At 70.5% G+C, this 15869-nt stretch carries 14 protein-coding genes; 13 read left to right on the forward strand and 1 reads right to left on the reverse strand.

The genetic code is table 11. The features are described 5' to 3' along the window. The first annotated feature begins 11 nt into the window (after positions 1-11). The 7 genes from AB0912_RS02350 (at position 12) to AB0912_RS02380 (ending at position 7627) form a co-directional block, all read left to right on the forward strand. A complete protein-coding gene (locus AB0912_RS02350) occupies positions 12-686 on the forward strand; it encodes a hypothetical protein (RefSeq protein WP_366695865.1) in 675 nt (224 codons plus the stop codon). A 202-nt stretch (positions 687-888) separates the two neighbouring features. After that, positions 889-1545, forward strand: a complete 657-nt coding sequence (locus tag AB0912_RS02355) for a hypothetical protein (protein ID WP_366695867.1) — start codon at positions 889-891, stop codon at positions 1543-1545. Next, positions 1533-2585 (forward strand): hypothetical protein, encoded by a 1053-nt coding sequence (locus tag AB0912_RS02360; protein ID WP_366695869.1) that lies wholly within the window; start codon positions 1533-1535, stop codon positions 2583-2585. Before AB0912_RS02355 ends, AB0912_RS02360 begins: the two co-directional genes overlap by 13 nt. Before the next feature lie 192 nt (positions 2586-2777). After that, positions 2778-4163, forward strand: coding sequence for a hypothetical protein (locus AB0912_RS02365; RefSeq protein ID WP_366695871.1), 1386 nt, complete (start codon positions 2778-2780; stop codon positions 4161-4163). A 151-nt stretch (positions 4164-4314) separates the two neighbouring features. Next, positions 4315-4884, forward strand: a complete 570-nt coding sequence (locus AB0912_RS02370) for a hypothetical protein (protein WP_366695873.1) — start codon at positions 4315-4317, stop codon at positions 4882-4884. 674 nt (positions 4885-5558) lie between these two features. Next, positions 5559-6734, forward strand: coding sequence for a uroporphyrinogen-III synthase (locus tag AB0912_RS02375; RefSeq protein ID WP_366695875.1), 1176 nt, complete (start codon positions 5559-5561; stop codon positions 6732-6734). A 131-nt stretch (positions 6735-6865) separates the two neighbouring features. Continuing rightward, the gene (locus AB0912_RS02380) at positions 6866-7627 is read left to right on the forward strand and encodes a maleylpyruvate isomerase family mycothiol-dependent enzyme (RefSeq protein ID WP_366695877.1); all 762 of its coding nucleotides are present in this window, start codon (positions 6866-6868) and stop codon (positions 7625-7627) included. Between the two features lie 7 nt (positions 7628-7634). Here AB0912_RS02380 and AB0912_RS02385 read toward each other — a convergent pair whose 3' ends face one another. After that, on the reverse strand, positions 7635-8132 hold the full coding sequence (locus tag AB0912_RS02385) for an anthrone oxygenase family protein (protein WP_366696271.1): 498 nt from the start codon (positions 8130-8132) through the stop codon (positions 7635-7637). A gap of 323 nt (positions 8133-8455) precedes the next feature. Between AB0912_RS02385 and AB0912_RS02390 the strand changes: the two genes are divergently transcribed. From AB0912_RS02390 to AB0912_RS02415, 6 genes are all read left to right on the forward strand, one after another. After that, positions 8456-9055, forward strand: a complete 600-nt coding sequence (locus AB0912_RS02390) for a CGNR zinc finger domain-containing protein (RefSeq protein WP_366695879.1) — start codon at positions 8456-8458, stop codon at positions 9053-9055. Between the two features lie 403 nt (positions 9056-9458). Next, positions 9459-9989: a sigma-70 family RNA polymerase sigma factor gene (locus tag AB0912_RS02395; RefSeq protein WP_037619265.1), complete on the forward strand. Its 531-nt coding sequence runs from the start codon at positions 9459-9461 to the stop codon at positions 9987-9989. Positions 9990-10027: 38 nt separating this feature from the next. Beyond that, positions 10028-10807, forward strand: a complete 780-nt coding sequence (locus tag AB0912_RS02400) for a zf-HC2 domain-containing protein (RefSeq protein WP_366695881.1) — start codon at positions 10028-10030, stop codon at positions 10805-10807. An 83-nt stretch (positions 10808-10890) separates the two neighbouring features. Further along, on the forward strand, positions 10891-13311 hold the full coding sequence (locus AB0912_RS02405) for a UvrD-helicase domain-containing protein (RefSeq protein WP_366695883.1): 2421 nt from the start codon (positions 10891-10893) through the stop codon (positions 13309-13311). 456 nt (positions 13312-13767) lie between these two features. Continuing rightward, entirely contained in the window at positions 13768-15201 is a 1434-nt protein-coding gene (locus AB0912_RS02410) for an NAD-dependent malic enzyme (RefSeq protein WP_366695885.1), read from the forward strand. 375 nt (positions 15202-15576) lie between these two features. Further along, complete coding sequence (locus AB0912_RS02415; RefSeq protein ID WP_007382399.1) at positions 15577-15858, forward strand: HU family DNA-binding protein; 282 nt, start codon at positions 15577-15579, stop codon at positions 15856-15858. The last annotated feature ends 11 nt before the right edge of the window (positions 15859-15869 follow it).

Here is a 15869-nt window from a genome sequence, read left to right on the forward strand (position 1 = left end):
GGCAGGACCCGATGACCACAGCACCAGCACCGCACATCACCGTCGCAGAGTCGGCCGAAGACCCCGAGGCGGACATCTGGTTCGCCGAGCCGACGGGGTTCACCGCGGTACCTCTCGAAGCGTTGCTTCCGTCGGCGGAGTCGCCGTCGGGCGGAGACCTGAACTCGGTCCTGGAGCCGCTTCTCCTCGCGGCGCCCGACGAACTGGCTCGGCAACAGTTCATCGCCCGGCTGGCCCAGGGCCGGCAACTGCTCGGCGCCCTGGGTGAAGCAGGAGTCGTCCACTGCTCGATCGGTCTGCATCGTGACGATGTCGAGGGAGCGGGCGCGGGCGGCGGCGGGCTGCTGCTGTCGTTCCTCACGCTCTCCTGGAGTACGACGGCAGCGTCACCCCGTGCGGTGACGGCCGCTCGCGCGGTGAGCGACCTCGACAGCCAGACGGGCGTCGAGTACGCCGAACTGCCCTGCGGTCCGGCGACGTTCAGCGAGACGCTTCGGACTCCCAGGGCCGGTTACGGTCTGCCGGAGCTGCCGCTGCTCCAGTTCTACGCCCACCTGCCCCACCCGGACTGCCGACGGCTGGCGGTGTTCACCCTGAGCACCACGGCAGTGGCGCGTCAGCGGGAGTACAGGGTACTTCTCCGCCAGATCGCGGGTTCGGCGTGCTTCGTGAGTCCGCTGGAGTGAGTTTGCGGTGGCCAAGTCGGTGACGCATCCCACTCCGGTCGGTCACTCAATAGAGCTATAAGGGAGGGCAGTTGATCCCTGATTGCGCCGCTACGTCCGTCCCTGATCCGTTCGCTTGACGCCGTTCGCTCTGGTGTCGTCCCGTGGGCCCCCGATAGCGTGTTGCTGCCCTTTCGCACCCCACGTCGCACAGGAGCCTGCCGTGAACCGCCGTCCCCGCCTGCTTGCCACAGCCGCCGTCGGCGCGACAGCCGTACTGCTTTTGACCGCGTGCGGGGGCAGTGACGGTGAGTCCAAGGCCAACGACAAGATCGCGGGGGCGGACACCGGCAGCTCGGCGCCGGCTTCGCCGAGTGCGAGTGCTTCGGTGGATGCGGGGCGGCCGAAGATCGAGCTGCCCTCGGATCTGACGTACACCTTCGATTGGCCCAAGACGGGGGACAAGAAGAAGGATGCGGTTCTCTCGGACAGTGAGCAGTCGATCAAGGCAGTTGCCCTTGCCATCGCCAATCAGGACGCTCTCGACAAGGGCTACCTCTTCTATCACGAGGGCGAAGCGGCCGCAGCCACCCAGACGTTCATTGAGGCCTACGTCAAGGCCAAGGCCCGTACAACGGGTGCTTACCGCTACTACGACGCCGCGGTGAAGGTGAACGGCTCGGACAGCGCGTCGCTCGTGTACTGCGAGGACCAGGGCAAGGCGTACGACATGTACCTGAAGTCAAAGAAGATCAACAAGACGGCTGTCACGAAGAACAGTTACGTGCTTTACAACACCCAGCTCCACAAGAACGAAAAGGGCGTCTGGGTCATCGAGAAGCTTCTTTCCCAGAGGGGGAGTTCTAAGTGCCAGCCCTGAGGACCGGGTCACGCGTTCTGATCACCTCCGCGCTGATCGGCTCGATCTCCTTGAGTGCCACCCCAGCGATGGCCGACAACGAGATAGGTGGTGGTACGCGGAATCCTCCTCCCAACGGCCAGGCGCACGGTGACACGGATGGCGAGGGCAACCTGTCCGCCACAGCGGGCGTCGTGGTCTTCGATCGTTCGAAGAACGGCTCCGGTAACTCGACCGGTGGAGTGACCTCCTCGTCAGGTGACTGGACGCCCCCTGCGTGCTACTACGCCCCGAAGTACACGCCGGATCAGTTGCAGAAGTATCTGGAGCCGATCTGGAACGCGGAGTCGACCAGTCCCGAGTGGGATGCGACGCAGCGGGACAAGTACGTCAACGGTGGCGAGGCGAAGGATTTCAACAAGGACAAGGCCGGCAAGGGCTATTGGTGGGACTCGTATGTCACGCCGGGGCGTGAGGGCGACCCGGGGGCGCTGAAGTGCGACAAGTCCATCTTCTGGGTGGACACCGGTGATGCCCCGCCCGCCGATGTCCCGGAGGCGATCACTCCGGAGATTCTGGCGCAGTTGGCGTATGCGGAGATTCGGGTGCCGTCGACGGAGGTGGATTTGGCGCCTGCGGGGGTGACGAAGGTGAATTTGCCGACGTGGGCGTGGTTGGACACGGCGGAGTTCGGGCCGGTGTCGGTGACGGCGTCGGTGCCGTTGCTGAATGTGTCGGCGACGACGGTGGCGGAGCCGGTTTCGTTGAGGATCGAGCCTGGGACGGGGGATGCGGTGACGTATCCGGCGTCGGGGGTGTGTGAGATTGCGGGGGGCCGGATCGGTGAGGCGTATGCGAAGGGGCGGGCGGGGGAGACGCCACCCTGTGGGGTGAAGTATTTGCGTTCTTCGGGGGGTGGCTCGTTCTCTTTGCGGGCGACGGTTACGTGGCGGATCCATTGGACGGGTACGGGTGTTGCTCAGGCGCAGGACTTGCCGGATGGCACGTTCGGTGCTGATCAGGACGTGGTCGTACAGGAGATCCAGTCCGTCAATCGCTGAGTCCGGCGTGTTCCGGACTCGCTGAGATCCGGAAGAGGCACAGGGCGTGGCGGAGCGGTTGGCCGTTGACGGGGGCGAGTTTGAGCACTTCGTGAAGATGCTCAACTCGTCCGCCGATTCAGTGAAGGGCCTGCGCAAGGCGCCGAAGGAAGCACTGCGGAAGTCCGGGAACGCGCCCGCGAGGGGCGCGAAATGACCTACGCGCCGGGGATCGACCCCGATCCGTCCGCCAACTCCGCCAACTCCGCCAACTCCTCCGACTCCGCCGCACGGCACAACGGTGACCTTCCGCAGGGCCTGAAGTCCTCGCCGTACGACCCGGACATTCCGAACCCCGACTACCCGCACCTGGGGTTCAATCCGGTCCCGGGCAGCCCCGACACCGTGCGTGCCCTGCGCAGGAAACTCGGCAACTGCGCGAAGGTTCTCGAAGAGACCCATGGCCTGGTGACGAGGCTGATGGAGGGAAGTTACTGGGAGGGTGACGCGGCGGTCGCTTTCCGGGAGCAGCTCGACGGCGGTCCTCTGCCGCTGAATCTGAAGAACGCGGCCCACTCGATTCGCAAGGCAGCACGGCAACTTGACCGCTGGGAGGCCGAACTCGACGACTTCCAGCGGCGGGCCAAGCGGCTGGAGGCGGACGCCAAGGAGGCCCAGGCCGCGTTAGACCGGGCGAAGGGGCATGCCGCCCGGGCAGGGGAGGACCCCGACCTGCACGGCAAGGGGAGCCGCGGGGACTGCGCGCGGAAGGCGCTGACGCGGGCGAACGCTGCGGTGGACGATGCCGAGGACGAGTTGGAGAAGGTCCGCGGCAAGGCGCGGAGGCTCGCGGAGGAGCACGAGGACAAGGCTCGTCTTCGAGCCGGGAAGATCCGCGACGCCACGAAGAAGCTCGCGCCTCATGAGCCGGGCTTCTTCGATGAGGCCCTGGACTGGCTCACCGACAACCTGCCGGACATCCTGAGCTGGACGGCGGCCCTGATCGGCATCATCGCGCTGTTCGTGGTAACGGGTGGTACCGCCGCGGCTGCCCTGTTGCTGGCCGCTTCCGTGCTGAGCGCAGGCGCCGTCAGCCTGCGGCTTTCCGATCCCGCCGTGCGTGCGTCCCTGTGGGACGGTTTCAGGCATGGGGAGTTCGACGCGGACTTCTTCAGTAACGCGATCGGGCTGACGGCTGACGGGCTGGGCATGCTTCCGGGCATCGGAGCAGTCGGAAAAGGCGCGGCCGGCACGCTGCGCGGCGCGCGGGGTGCCGAGGAAGCCCTCAGCCTCGGACAGAAGTTGAGCCTGTTCGGAGAGAAGACCATGGCCGGTGCCCGGGAGTTCACCGATCTGGAGAACCCGTTGCTGGGCAAGGTGATTGTCAAAGCCCCGCAACTGACCAGGGCGGTCGAGCTCGGTGAGAAGGCCGCGCCCTGGGCGGGGTTCGCCACCGCCACGTACGGTCTCGCCGCCGGCTTGGCCGACACTCTTGACAATGACACGGCAGCGAATATCGGTACCGCGCTCGACGGGGCTTTCCTGGGTCCTGTCGACGGCGGGGAGGCCATTGACCTGCTCCGGCGTGCCTTCCAGTGACCCGAGACTCTCGACCGTCTCCAGCGAAAGCAGAACAGACATGAACCCCGCCGATCACCCGACCGCCTGGGACCACTCGCTCACACGGCGGGCCTGGGGCAGGCACATGGCTAGGAACGCGGTCGGTCTTGTGGGTTGGGCAGGGGCGTGGGTGGCGCTGCTGGGGATCTCGACGGAGTCTCCGGGATGGGTCGTCTGGATCTTCATGCCCTACTTCCTCTATGGGCTGTATCGAGTCTTCGTGCAGCTCGCCTGCTTTCCGTGGGCTTTCCGCATGCGGCGCATCCTCAGGGAATATCCCTGGTCGATCCTCAAGGACGTTCCGCGCGGACTAAAGAGGCATCCGGAAGCGGGCGACGACGGGATGTGGTTCGAGTTCCGGAATCCGCGGAACCCCGGCGAGAAGGTGCCGCTGGTCTTCATCAGGCATCACCGCTCGCATTGGTGGTTGAGGCGGATCGGCGGCCCCCGTACCGAGCCGCAACTGAAGGCGGAGATCGAACCGCTTTGGTTCTCCGGTGACCCTCGATTCATGGGAGTCGTCGCGGCCCCGTCCCGGGATGGAAACGCTCCGGTCCGACTCCATGTGCTGTATCAGCGAACGGCATTCGGCAGGACTTCGGCGGGCCCCGCGTGGGCGGCCGATCCGGAAGACGTGGAGCGCGCACGTCGTGCCGGTGCCCAGGCTTCCGTCCCCACTCCGCAAGCGCAGAAGATCTGAACCATGACCACAGCGCCCTGCACCCTCCACCCGAGCGTCTCCGAACCCGGCCCGGGTCTGTGGTTCGCGATCCCCGCAGGTTTCACACCGGTGCCTCTCGATTCCCTGCTGGGAACGGCGGGTGAAGCTCCCGGGGCTCGTATGGCCGCGGTTCTGGCACCCCTGCTTGATTCCGCTCCCGATGAATCCACCCGGCGGCAACTCGCCACACAGCTTGGCTCAGTCGAGTGGATGCTCCGGACCCTCACGGCGGAGGGCACGGTTCATTGCTCTCTCGGCCTGCACCGAGACGACACGGGTGGCGGGGGGAGCGGCGGTCCGCTCCTCTCCCTCTTCACCGTCACCTGGGTGCACACCGCGTGGGCCCGCAGAACTGGGCCCAGTATCCGCGTGCGGTATCTCCCACCGACGGCCGGATACGGCCGGATACGGCGGATATGGAGGGTCCGGACACGGAGGGTTATGGCGAGCATGGGGAGGGTACGCGGCCCCCGCCTCGTACGGTGCGCCCCCCGGGATTCGGCAGCCCCGCCGCGCCCCCTCCCCCACCCCCTCACCCGTAACGCCCCCGTCACCCCCCTGAACCTCCCACGTCATGGGGCGTTGGCAGGCTCCCGAAGTCTCGACCGGTGTCGGCGTCATCGGCTCCGGGGTGTGAGGTGAGAGCCGGAGTCATGTACGACGAACAGCAGGGGTCGGGGCACCGGCCGCTTTCCGGGTTCACCGTGGGAGTGACCGGGGTGCGTCGGGCCGGGGAGCTGGGGGAGTTGCTGCGGCTGCGCGGGGCCGCCGTCGTGCACGGGCCCGCCCTGCGGATCGTTCCTCCGGCCGATGACGGTGAACTGCGGTCGGTGACCGAGGCGTTGGTGGTCAGAGCGCCGGACGTCGTCGTCGCCACGACCGCCGTCGGGTTCCGGGGCTGGGTGGAGGCAGCCCGTGGCTGGGGACTCGGCGACGAACTGCTCCGGCGGCTGCGGGGCGCCGCGCTGCTGGCCCGGGGTCCCAAGGCCACGGGCGCCATACGGGCCCAGGGGCTGACCGAGGAGTGGGCGCCGGTCTCCGAGTCGATGTCCGAGGTGCTGGGGCGACTGCTCGGCCAGGGTGTCGAGGGGCGCCGTATCGCCGTACTGCTGCACGGGGAACCACTGCCCGGGTTCCTGGAGTCCTTGACGGCCGCCGGTGGCGAGGTCGTGCCCGTGCCGGTGTACCGGTGGACGCCGCCCGAGGACACCGGGCCGCTCGACCGGCTGCTCGACGCCGTCCTCACCCGTGGCCTGGACGCGCTCACCTTCACCAGCGCGCCCGCCGCCGCGTCCCTGCTCTCCCACGCCGAGAAGCGTGGGCTCCGCGCGGATCTCGTCGCCGCGCTGCGTCACGACGTACTGCCCGTCTGCGTCGGCCCGGTCACCGCACTGCCCTTGCAGGCCCAGGGCGTCGAGACCGTGCGGCCCGAACGGTTCCGGCTCGCACCCCTCGTCCAGGTGATCTGCCGGGAACTCCCGCACAGGGCAAGGGTGTTGCCAATCGCCGGACACCAGGTGGAGATTCGCGGGCACGCCGTACTGGTGGACGGCGCGCTGCGGCCCGTACCGCCCGCCGGGATGTCGTTGCTGCGGTCGCTCGCCCGGCGCCCCGGCTGGGTGGTCGCGCGGGCCGAACTGCTGCGCGCGCTGCCCGGCGCCGGACGCGACGAGCACGCCGTGGAGACCGCGATGGCCCGGCTGCGTACGGCACTTGGCGCGCCGGCGCTGATCCAGACGGTGGTCAAACGGGGCTACCGGCTCGCCCTCGACCCCGTGGCGGACTCCAAGTACGCCGACCTCGGAAGCGTTCCGGGACGCGCCCGTTGATGATCACGCGGCAGTCGGGCACCGGAAACGCCTCGTCGACCTGGCCGCCTCCCGCGAGATGCCCTGCCCCCGTCACGGGCGGCCGGGAAAACCGGGTGCGGTCCGCCGAACCGGGCTGATAGGCAGGCGATGTGACAGACAGAATCGAGTACTCCGCCCTGCTGCGACTGATCGACGAGCGGTCCGCCGCGTTCCGGAGCGCGGTCGCCGCAGCGCCCGGCCTCGACGCGCCGGTGCCGTCCTGCCCAGGGTGGACGTTGTTCGATCTGGTGCGGCACCTGGGTACCGGCCAGCGCTGGTGGGCCGCGATCGTCGCCGCGGGCCCGGCGGAGGCTCCGCCGGCCAAGGACGCCGCGGAGGTGCCGCGCGAGCCGGAGGCGCTGCTGGCCTGGTACACCGAGTCCAACGAACTGCTGCTGAGCGCCCTGCGCGCGGCCGGCCCGGAGCGCGAGTGCTGGGCCTGGTGGGCCGCGGGCGTGTCACCGGCGAACTCCTGGGGCGTCGCCCGGCGCCGGGTGCACGAGGTGCTGGTGCACACCTACGACGCCCAGCTCGCCGCAGGCGCCGTGCGGCCGATGCCGGCGGACGTCGCGATCGACGGCGTGGCCGAGTTCCTCGACACCTGCAACTCCACCCCGGAGGCCTGGCCGCACGAGCCCGCCAGCATCCACTACCACGCCACCGAGGGCCGCTCCTGGCTCCTCACCCTGGACGCCACCGGCGCCTGGCCCGCACCCCTCCCGGCCGACGCCGCCCCCGCCTCCGCCTCCGCCACCGGCACGGCCGAGCAACTGCTCCTCTTCGTCTGGGGCCGGCTCACGCTGAGCGACCTGAAGACCGAGGGCGACCAGCGGGTGTTCGAGCGGCTGATCGCCTGGGAGCCCGAGGAGTAGCCGGCCGTTACCGGCGCCGGAACACGTACAGCGCACGGGTCAGACAGGCCAGCGCGACCGTCGAGAACACGGCCCGTACGACGTTCCAGGCCACCCACGTGTCCTCGAACCGGGCCCGTACGGCGGCCGGGTCGGCGATCCGGGCCGGGGAGCCGGCGTTCGCCAGCTCGTCGTTGAGCGGGATGTGCACGGCCACCGTGACGAGGAAGACGAGCGCGTAGGCGGCGAGGGCGGCGTACACCCACCACCGGTGCGGCGCCCCGCGCGACTGCCACGCGGCGACCGCCGTCAGGGCGAGCGCCCCGAGGAAGCTCAGGAAGAACACCGGGTTCTGGATGACGTCGTTGATGTTCCGCATGACCTCGATGAACACCCGGTCGCCGCTGCGGGCCAGCGCGGGCATCACCGCGCAGGCGAAGATGTAGAAGACCCCGGCGATCAGGCCCATCGCCACGGTCGCCGCACCCAGAACACCCCCGGCGCCCAGAACACTCCCGGCGCCCAGACCACCCCCGGCGCCCGGACCACCCTGGACGCTCGAATCACCCCCCGCGCTCGGACCACTCACACTTCTCGGATCACTCACACTCCTCGGACCACTCACGTTCCTCGGATCGCCCACGTTCCCCGTGTCGTTCGCGTCGGTCGTCATGTCCGTCAGTCAACCGGCGCGGGCCGGCCACCGACATGGCCGAGGAGCGCGCCCGCATAAGCGGGCGTCCACCCCCTCGTGTCCGGTACGGGCCGGTACGGAGTCTTCCGGCACGGCCTGCGGGCATGCACTGTAGGAGGGATGACGGCGGGTGACCCCAAGGCGGTGACAGGCGCATGGCAGCGGGCACGGCAGCGGGCACGGCCACGGCCTCGTACGACCTGCGGTTCGACTCCGGGCGGATCTGCCTGGACCTGACGGCGACCACGCATCCCGGCGAACGGCTCGACTGCGCGGGCCGGTTGGCCGCCTGGGTCGTCGCCTCGGGGCTGGTACCCCCGGGCACCCCGCTGACCGGCGTGGACGCCCGCTGGCTGCTCGGCTTCCGCGAACTGCGCGGCCACATCGCCCGGTTGGTGCGCGGCGAACTGGACGGCCGGCCCGCCGACGGCGCGCTCGCCCGGGTCAACTCCGCCGCCCTCGTGGCCCCGCCCGCCCCCTGGGCCGTCCGCGCCGGCGACGGCTCGCTGCACCGCCGACTGCACTCCGAGCCCGGCTGCGCCGAACTGCTCGCCGTGGTGGCCCGGGACGCCCTCGATCTGCTCACCGACCCGCCGGCGCGGGCGAGTCTGCGCCAGTGCGAGGGCGACAACTGCCCGATCGTCTACCTGGACACCTCGCGTGGCCGACGGCGGCGATGGTGTTCCAGCGAGGTCTGCGGCAACCGCGAGCGGGTGGCCCGCCACCGCCGCCGCGCGGCCCTCGCCCGCACCTGACCCCCACGAGCGGCCCCCGGGCACGACCCTCGGCACGACCGGCCTCCCGGGGCACGACCCCCGGCACGACCGGCCCCCCGGGGCACGACCCCCGGCACGACCGGCCCCCCGGGGCACGCCCCCGGCACAACCGGCCCCCGCCGGCGCGGATCGCCCCCCACCCCGCCCGTCCCCACCACCCCACCCCTCCGTAACCTCCCTCTGACCCCACGTGATCAATACGCTTCCTTTTCGCCGTCTTCACAACTCAAACAGAAAAACCCCTGTGCACTTTGAACACCCGCCTGCCGGCACACGTACCCGGTGATGAGCGACCGACTGGGGGAACCCCCGGACACCGGAGGTAGGCGTGCGCAAGGATTCCGCCGTGGCTGATGAACGCAGGCCAAGGGCCCGACATCGCATGTCTCAGCAGTCCTCGTCGACCGAACCCGACGAGGAGCTGATGCGTGCGCTGTACCGGGAACACGCGGGGCCCCTGCTGGCCTACGTGCTGCGGCTGGTCGCGGGAGACCGGCAGCGCGCCGAGGACGTCGTGCAGGAAACACTCATCCGTGCCTGGAAGAACGCCGGCCAGCTCAATCGAGCGACCGGTTCGGTACGCCCCTGGCTGGTGACGGTCGCCCGGCGCATCGTCATCGACGGCCACCGCAGCCGGCAGGCCCGGCCGCAGGAGGTCGACCCGTCGCCGCTGGAGGTCATCCCCGCGGAGGACGAGATCGACAAGGCGTTGTGGCTGATGACACTGTCGGACGCGCTGGACGACCTGACCCCTGCTCACCGGGAGGTTCTGGTCGAAACGTACTTCAAAGGGCGTACGGTCAACGAGGCGGCCGAGACCCTCGGCATCCCCAGCGGCACCGTGCGCTCCCGGGTGTTCTACGCCCTGCGGTCGATGAAGCTGGCGCTGGAGGAGCGGGGGGTGACAGCATGAACACGTACGGGGGTTACGGAACAGGTGGTCCGGGAGCCATGCAGGGTCCGCGGGGACAACAGGGCCCCGGAGACATCCACGAGACCGTCGGCGCCTACGCGCTGGGGATTCTCGACGACGCCGAGGCAAGCGCTTTCGAGGAGCACCTCGCGGGCTGCGAGTGGTGCGCCCAGCAGCTCGACGAGCTGGCCGGGATGGAGCCGATGCTCGCCGCGCTCGCGGACCTGCCCGCCTCCCAGGGCAGCCCGGCCATCGCGGAGTCCCTCTCGGCCCGCCCGAGCCCACGGCTCGCGGAGCGGCTGGTGGACGAGGTCGCGGCCCGCCGCGCCCACAAGCGCCGGCGCGGCATGTACCTGGTGGCGGCCGCTGCCGCGCTGATCATCGGCGGTCCGCTGACGGTCATGGCGGTGAGCGGCGGCGACAGCGGTACGGCCATGCCGCAGGCGCACGCCACCAGCCCCGCCAAGGCCGCCTTCGAGGTGATGACCGACAAGAAGCAGGCCACCGACCCGGCCACCAAGGTCAACGCCGTGGTCGCCGTCGAGCCGAAGGACTGGGGCACCCACGCCGTCCTCCAGCTCAAGAACGTCAAGGGCCCGCTGAAGTGCTCCCTGATCGCCGTCGGCAAGAACGGCGAGCGCGAGACGGTCACCTCCTGGGCGGTCCCCAAGTGGGGCTACGGCATCCCCGACGCCAAGTCCGAGGAGGCGAAGCAGCCGCTCTACGTGCACGGAGGCGCCGCCTTCACGCCGAACCAGATCGACCACTTCGAGGTCATGACCTTCGACGGGAAGCGGCTCGTGGAGGTGGACGCGTGAGCGGACCCCGGGCGCGCACGTAGCCCGGCGGGCCCCCCTTCGCGTACGGTTGACGGCTGCCCAGCACGTCAGAAGGGGGCCCGGTGGCCGCTCAGGCTCAGCAGGAATCCGCGGTCGGTTCGGTCCGTCCGCCCGTACCGGAGAAGTCCGTCCAGGACGACTCCGTACGGGACCGGGAGATCGGCGTCGAACAGGAACATCTGGACCGGGTCTACCGGCGCCTGGAGGAGAAGATCCACGAGGCCGAGTTCCTGATGAACGACGCCGCCCAGCGCGGCCAGGTCGGCACACCGGGGGCGCTCGCGGAGCGGGACGCCCAGGTGTTCCGCGCCGGTATCCACCTCAACCGGCTCAACAACGAGTTCGAGGACTTCCTCTTCGGCCGGATCGACCTGCTCCTCGGGAAGGACGGCAAGAAGGGCCCCGACGGCGCGTACACAGCGGTCGAACCCGCCGAGGGCGCGGTCCGCGAGGACAACACGGCCGACATCGCGGAGACGCTCCACATCGGCCGTATCGGCGTCCTGGACGCCGACTACTCGCCGCTGGTCATCGACTGGCGGGCGCCCGCCGCGGCCCCGTTCTACCGCTCCACCCCCGTCGACCCCGGCCGCGTGGTGCGCCGGCGCGTCATCCGCTCCAAGGGCCGCCGGGTGCTCGGCGTCGAGGACGACCTGATGCGCCCCGAGCTGACGGCCACCCTGGACGGCCGTGAACTGTCCGTCGTCGGGGACGGCGCCCTGATGGCCGCGCTCGGCCAGGCCCGCAGCCACACCATGCGGGACATCGTGGCGTCCATCCAGGCCGAACAGGACCTGGTCATCCGCGCCCCCGCCGCCTCCGTCACCTACGTCGAGGGCGGCCCCGGCACCGGCAAGACCGCCGTCGCCCTGCACCGGGCCGCCTACCTCCTCTACCAGGACCGCCGCCGGTACGCGGGCGGCATCCTGATCGTCTCCCCGACCCCGCTGCTCGTCGCCTACACCGAGGGCGTGCTCCCCTCCCTCGGTGAGGAGGGCCAGGTCGCCATCCGGGCGATCGGCTCGCTGGTCGACGGGGTGAGCGCCACCCTGTACGACTCCCCGGCGGTGGCCCGCGCCAAGGGCTCGTACCGGATGCTGAAGGTGCTGCGGAAGGCGGCCCGCGGGGCGCTGGAGACACCGGCCGGGGCGAGCGGCGCAAACCGGGCGGGCGGTTCCGGTGACGGCGGCTCCGGGCAGCTCGCCTTCGGGGAGGCGGAGACCGCGGCGCCCGCCGGGCCGCCCGACCGGCTGCGCGTGGTGGCCTTCGGACGCCGGATCGAGCTGGAGTCCGCCGAGCTGGACCGCGTCAAGCAGAACGCGCTCGGCGGGACCGCGCCGGTCAACCTGCTGCGCCCGCGCGCCCGCAAGCTGCTGCTCGACGCGCTCTGGGCGCGCTCGGGCGCCGGGACCCGGCACACCGACCCGGAACTGGCGGCCGAGCTGCGCTCCTCCTTCGACGAGGACGTCACCTCCGAGGACTCCTTCCAGTCGTTCCTGGACGCCTGGTGGCCCGAGCTGACCCCGCGCGGTGTGCTGGCCGCGATGGCCGACGAACGGCGCCTCGGCCGCTGGGCGCGCCGCGTCCTCAACCCGGGCGAGGTGCGCCGGGTCGCCCGCTCGCTGAAGCGGGACGGGTTCTCGGTGCACGACGTGGCGATGCTCGACGAGCTTCAGGCGATCGTCGGTATGCCCGCGCGGCCCCGCAAGCGGCGCGATCTGGACCCGCTGGACCAGCTCACCGGCCTGGAGGAGCTGATGCCGGTGCGCGAGGAGACGCAGCGCGAGCGCGCCGAGCGGCTGGCCCAGGAGCGCACCGAGTACGCGCACGTCATCGTGGACGAGGCCCAGGACCTCACGCCCATGCAGTGGCGGATGGTCGGCCGGCGCGGCCGGCACGCCACCTGGACGGTCGTCGGCGACCCGGCCCAGTCCTCCTGGTCCGACCCCGACGAGGCCGCCGAGGCCCGTGACGAGGCCCTCGGCACCCGCCCCCGGCGCCGGTTCACACTCACCGTGAACTACCGCAACCCGGCCGAGATCGCCGAGCTGGCCGCCAAGGTCCTCGCGCTCGCGATGCCGGGCTCCGACTCGCCCTCCGCCGTCCGCTCCACCGGCGTCGAACCGCGCTTCGCGGTCGTACGGGACTCCCTCGCGCAGACCGTGCGCGCCGAGGCCGCCCGGCTGCTCGACCGGGTCGACGGCACGGTGGGCGTGGTCGTCGCCATGAACCGGCGCGAGGAGGCCGCCCGCTGGCTCGCCGGCCTCGGGGACCGGGTGGTGGCCCTCGGCAGCCTGGAGGCCAAGGGTCTGGAGTACGACGCGAACGTGGTCGTGTCGCCGGCGGAGATCGCGGACGAGTCGCCGGCCGGCCTGCGGGTGCTGTACGTGGCCCTCACCCGGGCCACCCAGCAGCTCACCGTGGTCTCCGCCGACCGCGACGACCCGGACGCGTCCGGCGTCCCCGACCTGCTCAGGGACTGACGCCCGCCGCCGACCCGCACCGCCCGCCCGTACCGCCTCGACGTCCCGCCCGCCCGGCCCCCCGCGCCGGGCGTGTCCCGCCCCGCCGAAAAGAACTCCCGGGACGGGAATTGCCTTACGGGGATCCTTTGTTACCTTTGACGTGACACCGGCCCGATCCAAGCCCCCGGGCCCAACCTTCGTCGCTACGAGCGACCACTTGCCGCGAGGCGAGCATGGCGGGTCGGTGTCATTGAACGGCGTCCTCCCCGGAGGACCGGAAGAGGCCCACGTCCGATGACGTGGGCCTCTTTCGTTGTCCCGGCAACTCTCGTATGGTGGAATCCGTTTTCCGAAAGTGCGGTCCGTGGCGAACAAAACGTTCGCAATCCGGGGCGACTACCACGTACTCAGGGGTAGGTGCGACGATCGGACGGCACAAACGCAGTGACACGGTGAAAGCAGAGGAAGTCGGCCATGGCAACGGCGCCCAGCGTCTCCTACTCGATGACGGTCCGGCTGGAGGTGCCCGCCAGCGGAACGGCGGTCTCCCAGCTCACCACGGCCGTCGAGTCCAGCGGAGGCTCGGTGACCGGCCTCGACGTGACCGCGTCCGGCCACGAGAAGCTCCGGATCGACGTCACCATCGCGGCGTCGTCCACCACGCACGCCGACGAGATCGTCGAACAGCTCCGGCACATCGAGGGCGTCACCCTCGGCAAGGTCTCCGACCGCACGTTCCTCATGCACCTCGGCGGCAAGATCGAGATGCAGTCCAAGCACCCGATCCGCAACCGTGACGACCTCTCCATGATCTACACCCCGGGCGTGGCCCGGGTGTGCATGGCGATCGCCGAGAACCCCGAGGACGCCCGCCGCCTCACCATCAAGCGCAACTCCGTTGCGGTCGTGACGGACGGCTCCGCCGTGCTGGGCCTCGGCAACATCGGCCCCAAGGCCGCGCTGCCCGTCATGGAGGGCAAGGCGGCCCTCTTCAAGCGCTTCGCCGGCATCGACGCCTGGCCGCTGTGCCTGGACACCCAGGACACCGACGCGATCGTGGAGATCGTGAAGGCGATCGCCCCCGGCTTCGCGGGCATCAACCTGGAGGACATCTCCGCGCCGCGCTGCTTCGAGATCGAGGCCCGGCTGCGCGAGGCCCTGGACATCCCCGTCTTCCACGACGACCAGCACGGCACCGCCATCGTGGTCCTCGCCGCGCTGACGAACGCCCTGCGGGTCGCGGGCAAGGCCATCGGCGACATCCGGGTCGTCATGTCCGGCGCGGGCGCGGCCGGCACGGCCATCCTCAAGCTGCTGATCGCCGCCGGGGTGAAGAACGCCGTCGTCGCCGACATCCACGGCGTCGTGCACGCGGACCGCTCCGACCTGGTCGCCGCCGCCCCCGACTCGCCGCTGCGCTGGATCGCCGACAACACCAACCCCGAGGGCCTCACCGGCACCCTGAAGGAGGCCGTGCACGAGGCGGACGTCTTCATCGGTGTCTCGGCCCCGAACGTGCTCGACGGCGACGACGTGGCCAAGATGGCCGACAACGCCATCGTGTTCGCGCTCGCGAACCCCGACCCCGAGGTCGACCCGGCGGTCGCCCGGCAGACGGCCGCGGTCGTGGCCACCGGCCGCTCCGACTTCCCCAACCAGATCAACAACGTCCTGGTGTTCCCGGGCGTCTTCCGTGGCCTCCTGGACGCCCAGTCGCGTACCGTCAACACGGAGATGATGCTCGCCGCCGCGGCCGCCCTCGCGGACGTGGTGACCGAGGACGAACTGAACCCGAACTACATCATCCCCAGCGTCTTCAACGACAAGGTCGCGGGCGCGGTCGCCGGAGCGGTGCGGGACGCCGCGAAGGCGGCGGGGGTGACGGACGCGGCCGCCGCGACCGCGTAGCCGAAGCGACCGCGGCCGGGCCGCGCGACCGGTCACAACCGGCCGCCGGCCCCGCTGTGACGGCCGCCACGGCCGCCCGGAACCCGGCGCGTCGCGGAACGCGGGGCCACCGGCCGCCTCTATGGTGGCGGCCAGGCTTGGGCCTCGCGGGCCTCTCCGTGTGACCCCCAAGGGTGTTCGTTCGACTCCCAGGGGTGCCGGATTGGCTTTCCCGCCGCAGGTGGGGGCAGGATGCCTCTTCGGGCGCGACGGTCTGGCTACGGACCCGGGTCCGGAGGCCGACCGAGGACCCTGGCAGCATCGGCTTCACTGTGCCCGATATGCGGCTCCGCCGCGTGGCACGCCTCAACAGCAAGAAGAACACGGGAGTACAACATGAACCGCAGTGAGCTGGTGGCCGCGCTGGCCGACCGTGCCGAGGTGACCCGCAAGGACGCCGACGCCGTTCTGGCCGCTTTCGCCGAGACCGTCGGCGAGATCGTCGCCAAGGGCGACGAGAAGGTCACCATCCCCGGCTTCCTGACCTTCGAGCGCACCCACCGTGCCGCTCGCACCGCGCGCAACCCGCAGACCGGCGACCCGATCCAGATCCCGGCCGGCTACAGCGTGAAGGTCTCCGCGGGCAGCAAGCTCAAGGAAGCCGCCAAGGGCAAGTAGGTCCTGGCCGG

It is taken from the genome of Streptomyces sp. NPDC007084, from assembly GCF_040703595.1.
GTDB lineage: Bacteria > Actinomycetota > Actinomycetes > Streptomycetales > Streptomycetaceae > Streptomyces.

Bases quoted from the DNA above. Each gene is read 5' to 3' on its own strand.
- AB0912_RS02350 (WP_366695865.1), top strand. From the start codon at position 12: ATGACCACAGCACCAGCACCGCACATCACCGTCGCAGAGTCGGCCGAA.
- AB0912_RS02365 (WP_366695871.1), top strand. From the start codon at position 2,778: ATGACCTACGCGCCGGGGATCGACCCCGATCCGTCCGCCAACTCCGCC.
- AB0912_RS02375 (WP_366695875.1), top strand. From the start codon at position 5,559: ATGTACGACGAACAGCAGGGGTCGGGGCACCGGCCGCTTTCCGGGTTC.
- AB0912_RS02390 (WP_366695879.1), top strand. From the start codon at position 8,456: ATGGCAGCGGGCACGGCAGCGGGCACGGCCACGGCCTCGTACGACCTG.
- AB0912_RS02395 (WP_037619265.1), top strand. From the start codon at position 9,459: ATGTCTCAGCAGTCCTCGTCGACCGAACCCGACGAGGAGCTGATGCGT.
- AB0912_RS02400 (WP_366695881.1), top strand. From the start codon at position 10,028: ATGCAGGGTCCGCGGGGACAACAGGGCCCCGGAGACATCCACGAGACC.
- AB0912_RS02410 (WP_366695885.1), top strand. From the start codon at position 13,768: ATGGCAACGGCGCCCAGCGTCTCCTACTCGATGACGGTCCGGCTGGAG.
- AB0912_RS02415 (WP_007382399.1), top strand. From the start codon at position 15,577: ATGAACCGCAGTGAGCTGGTGGCCGCGCTGGCCGACCGTGCCGAGGTG.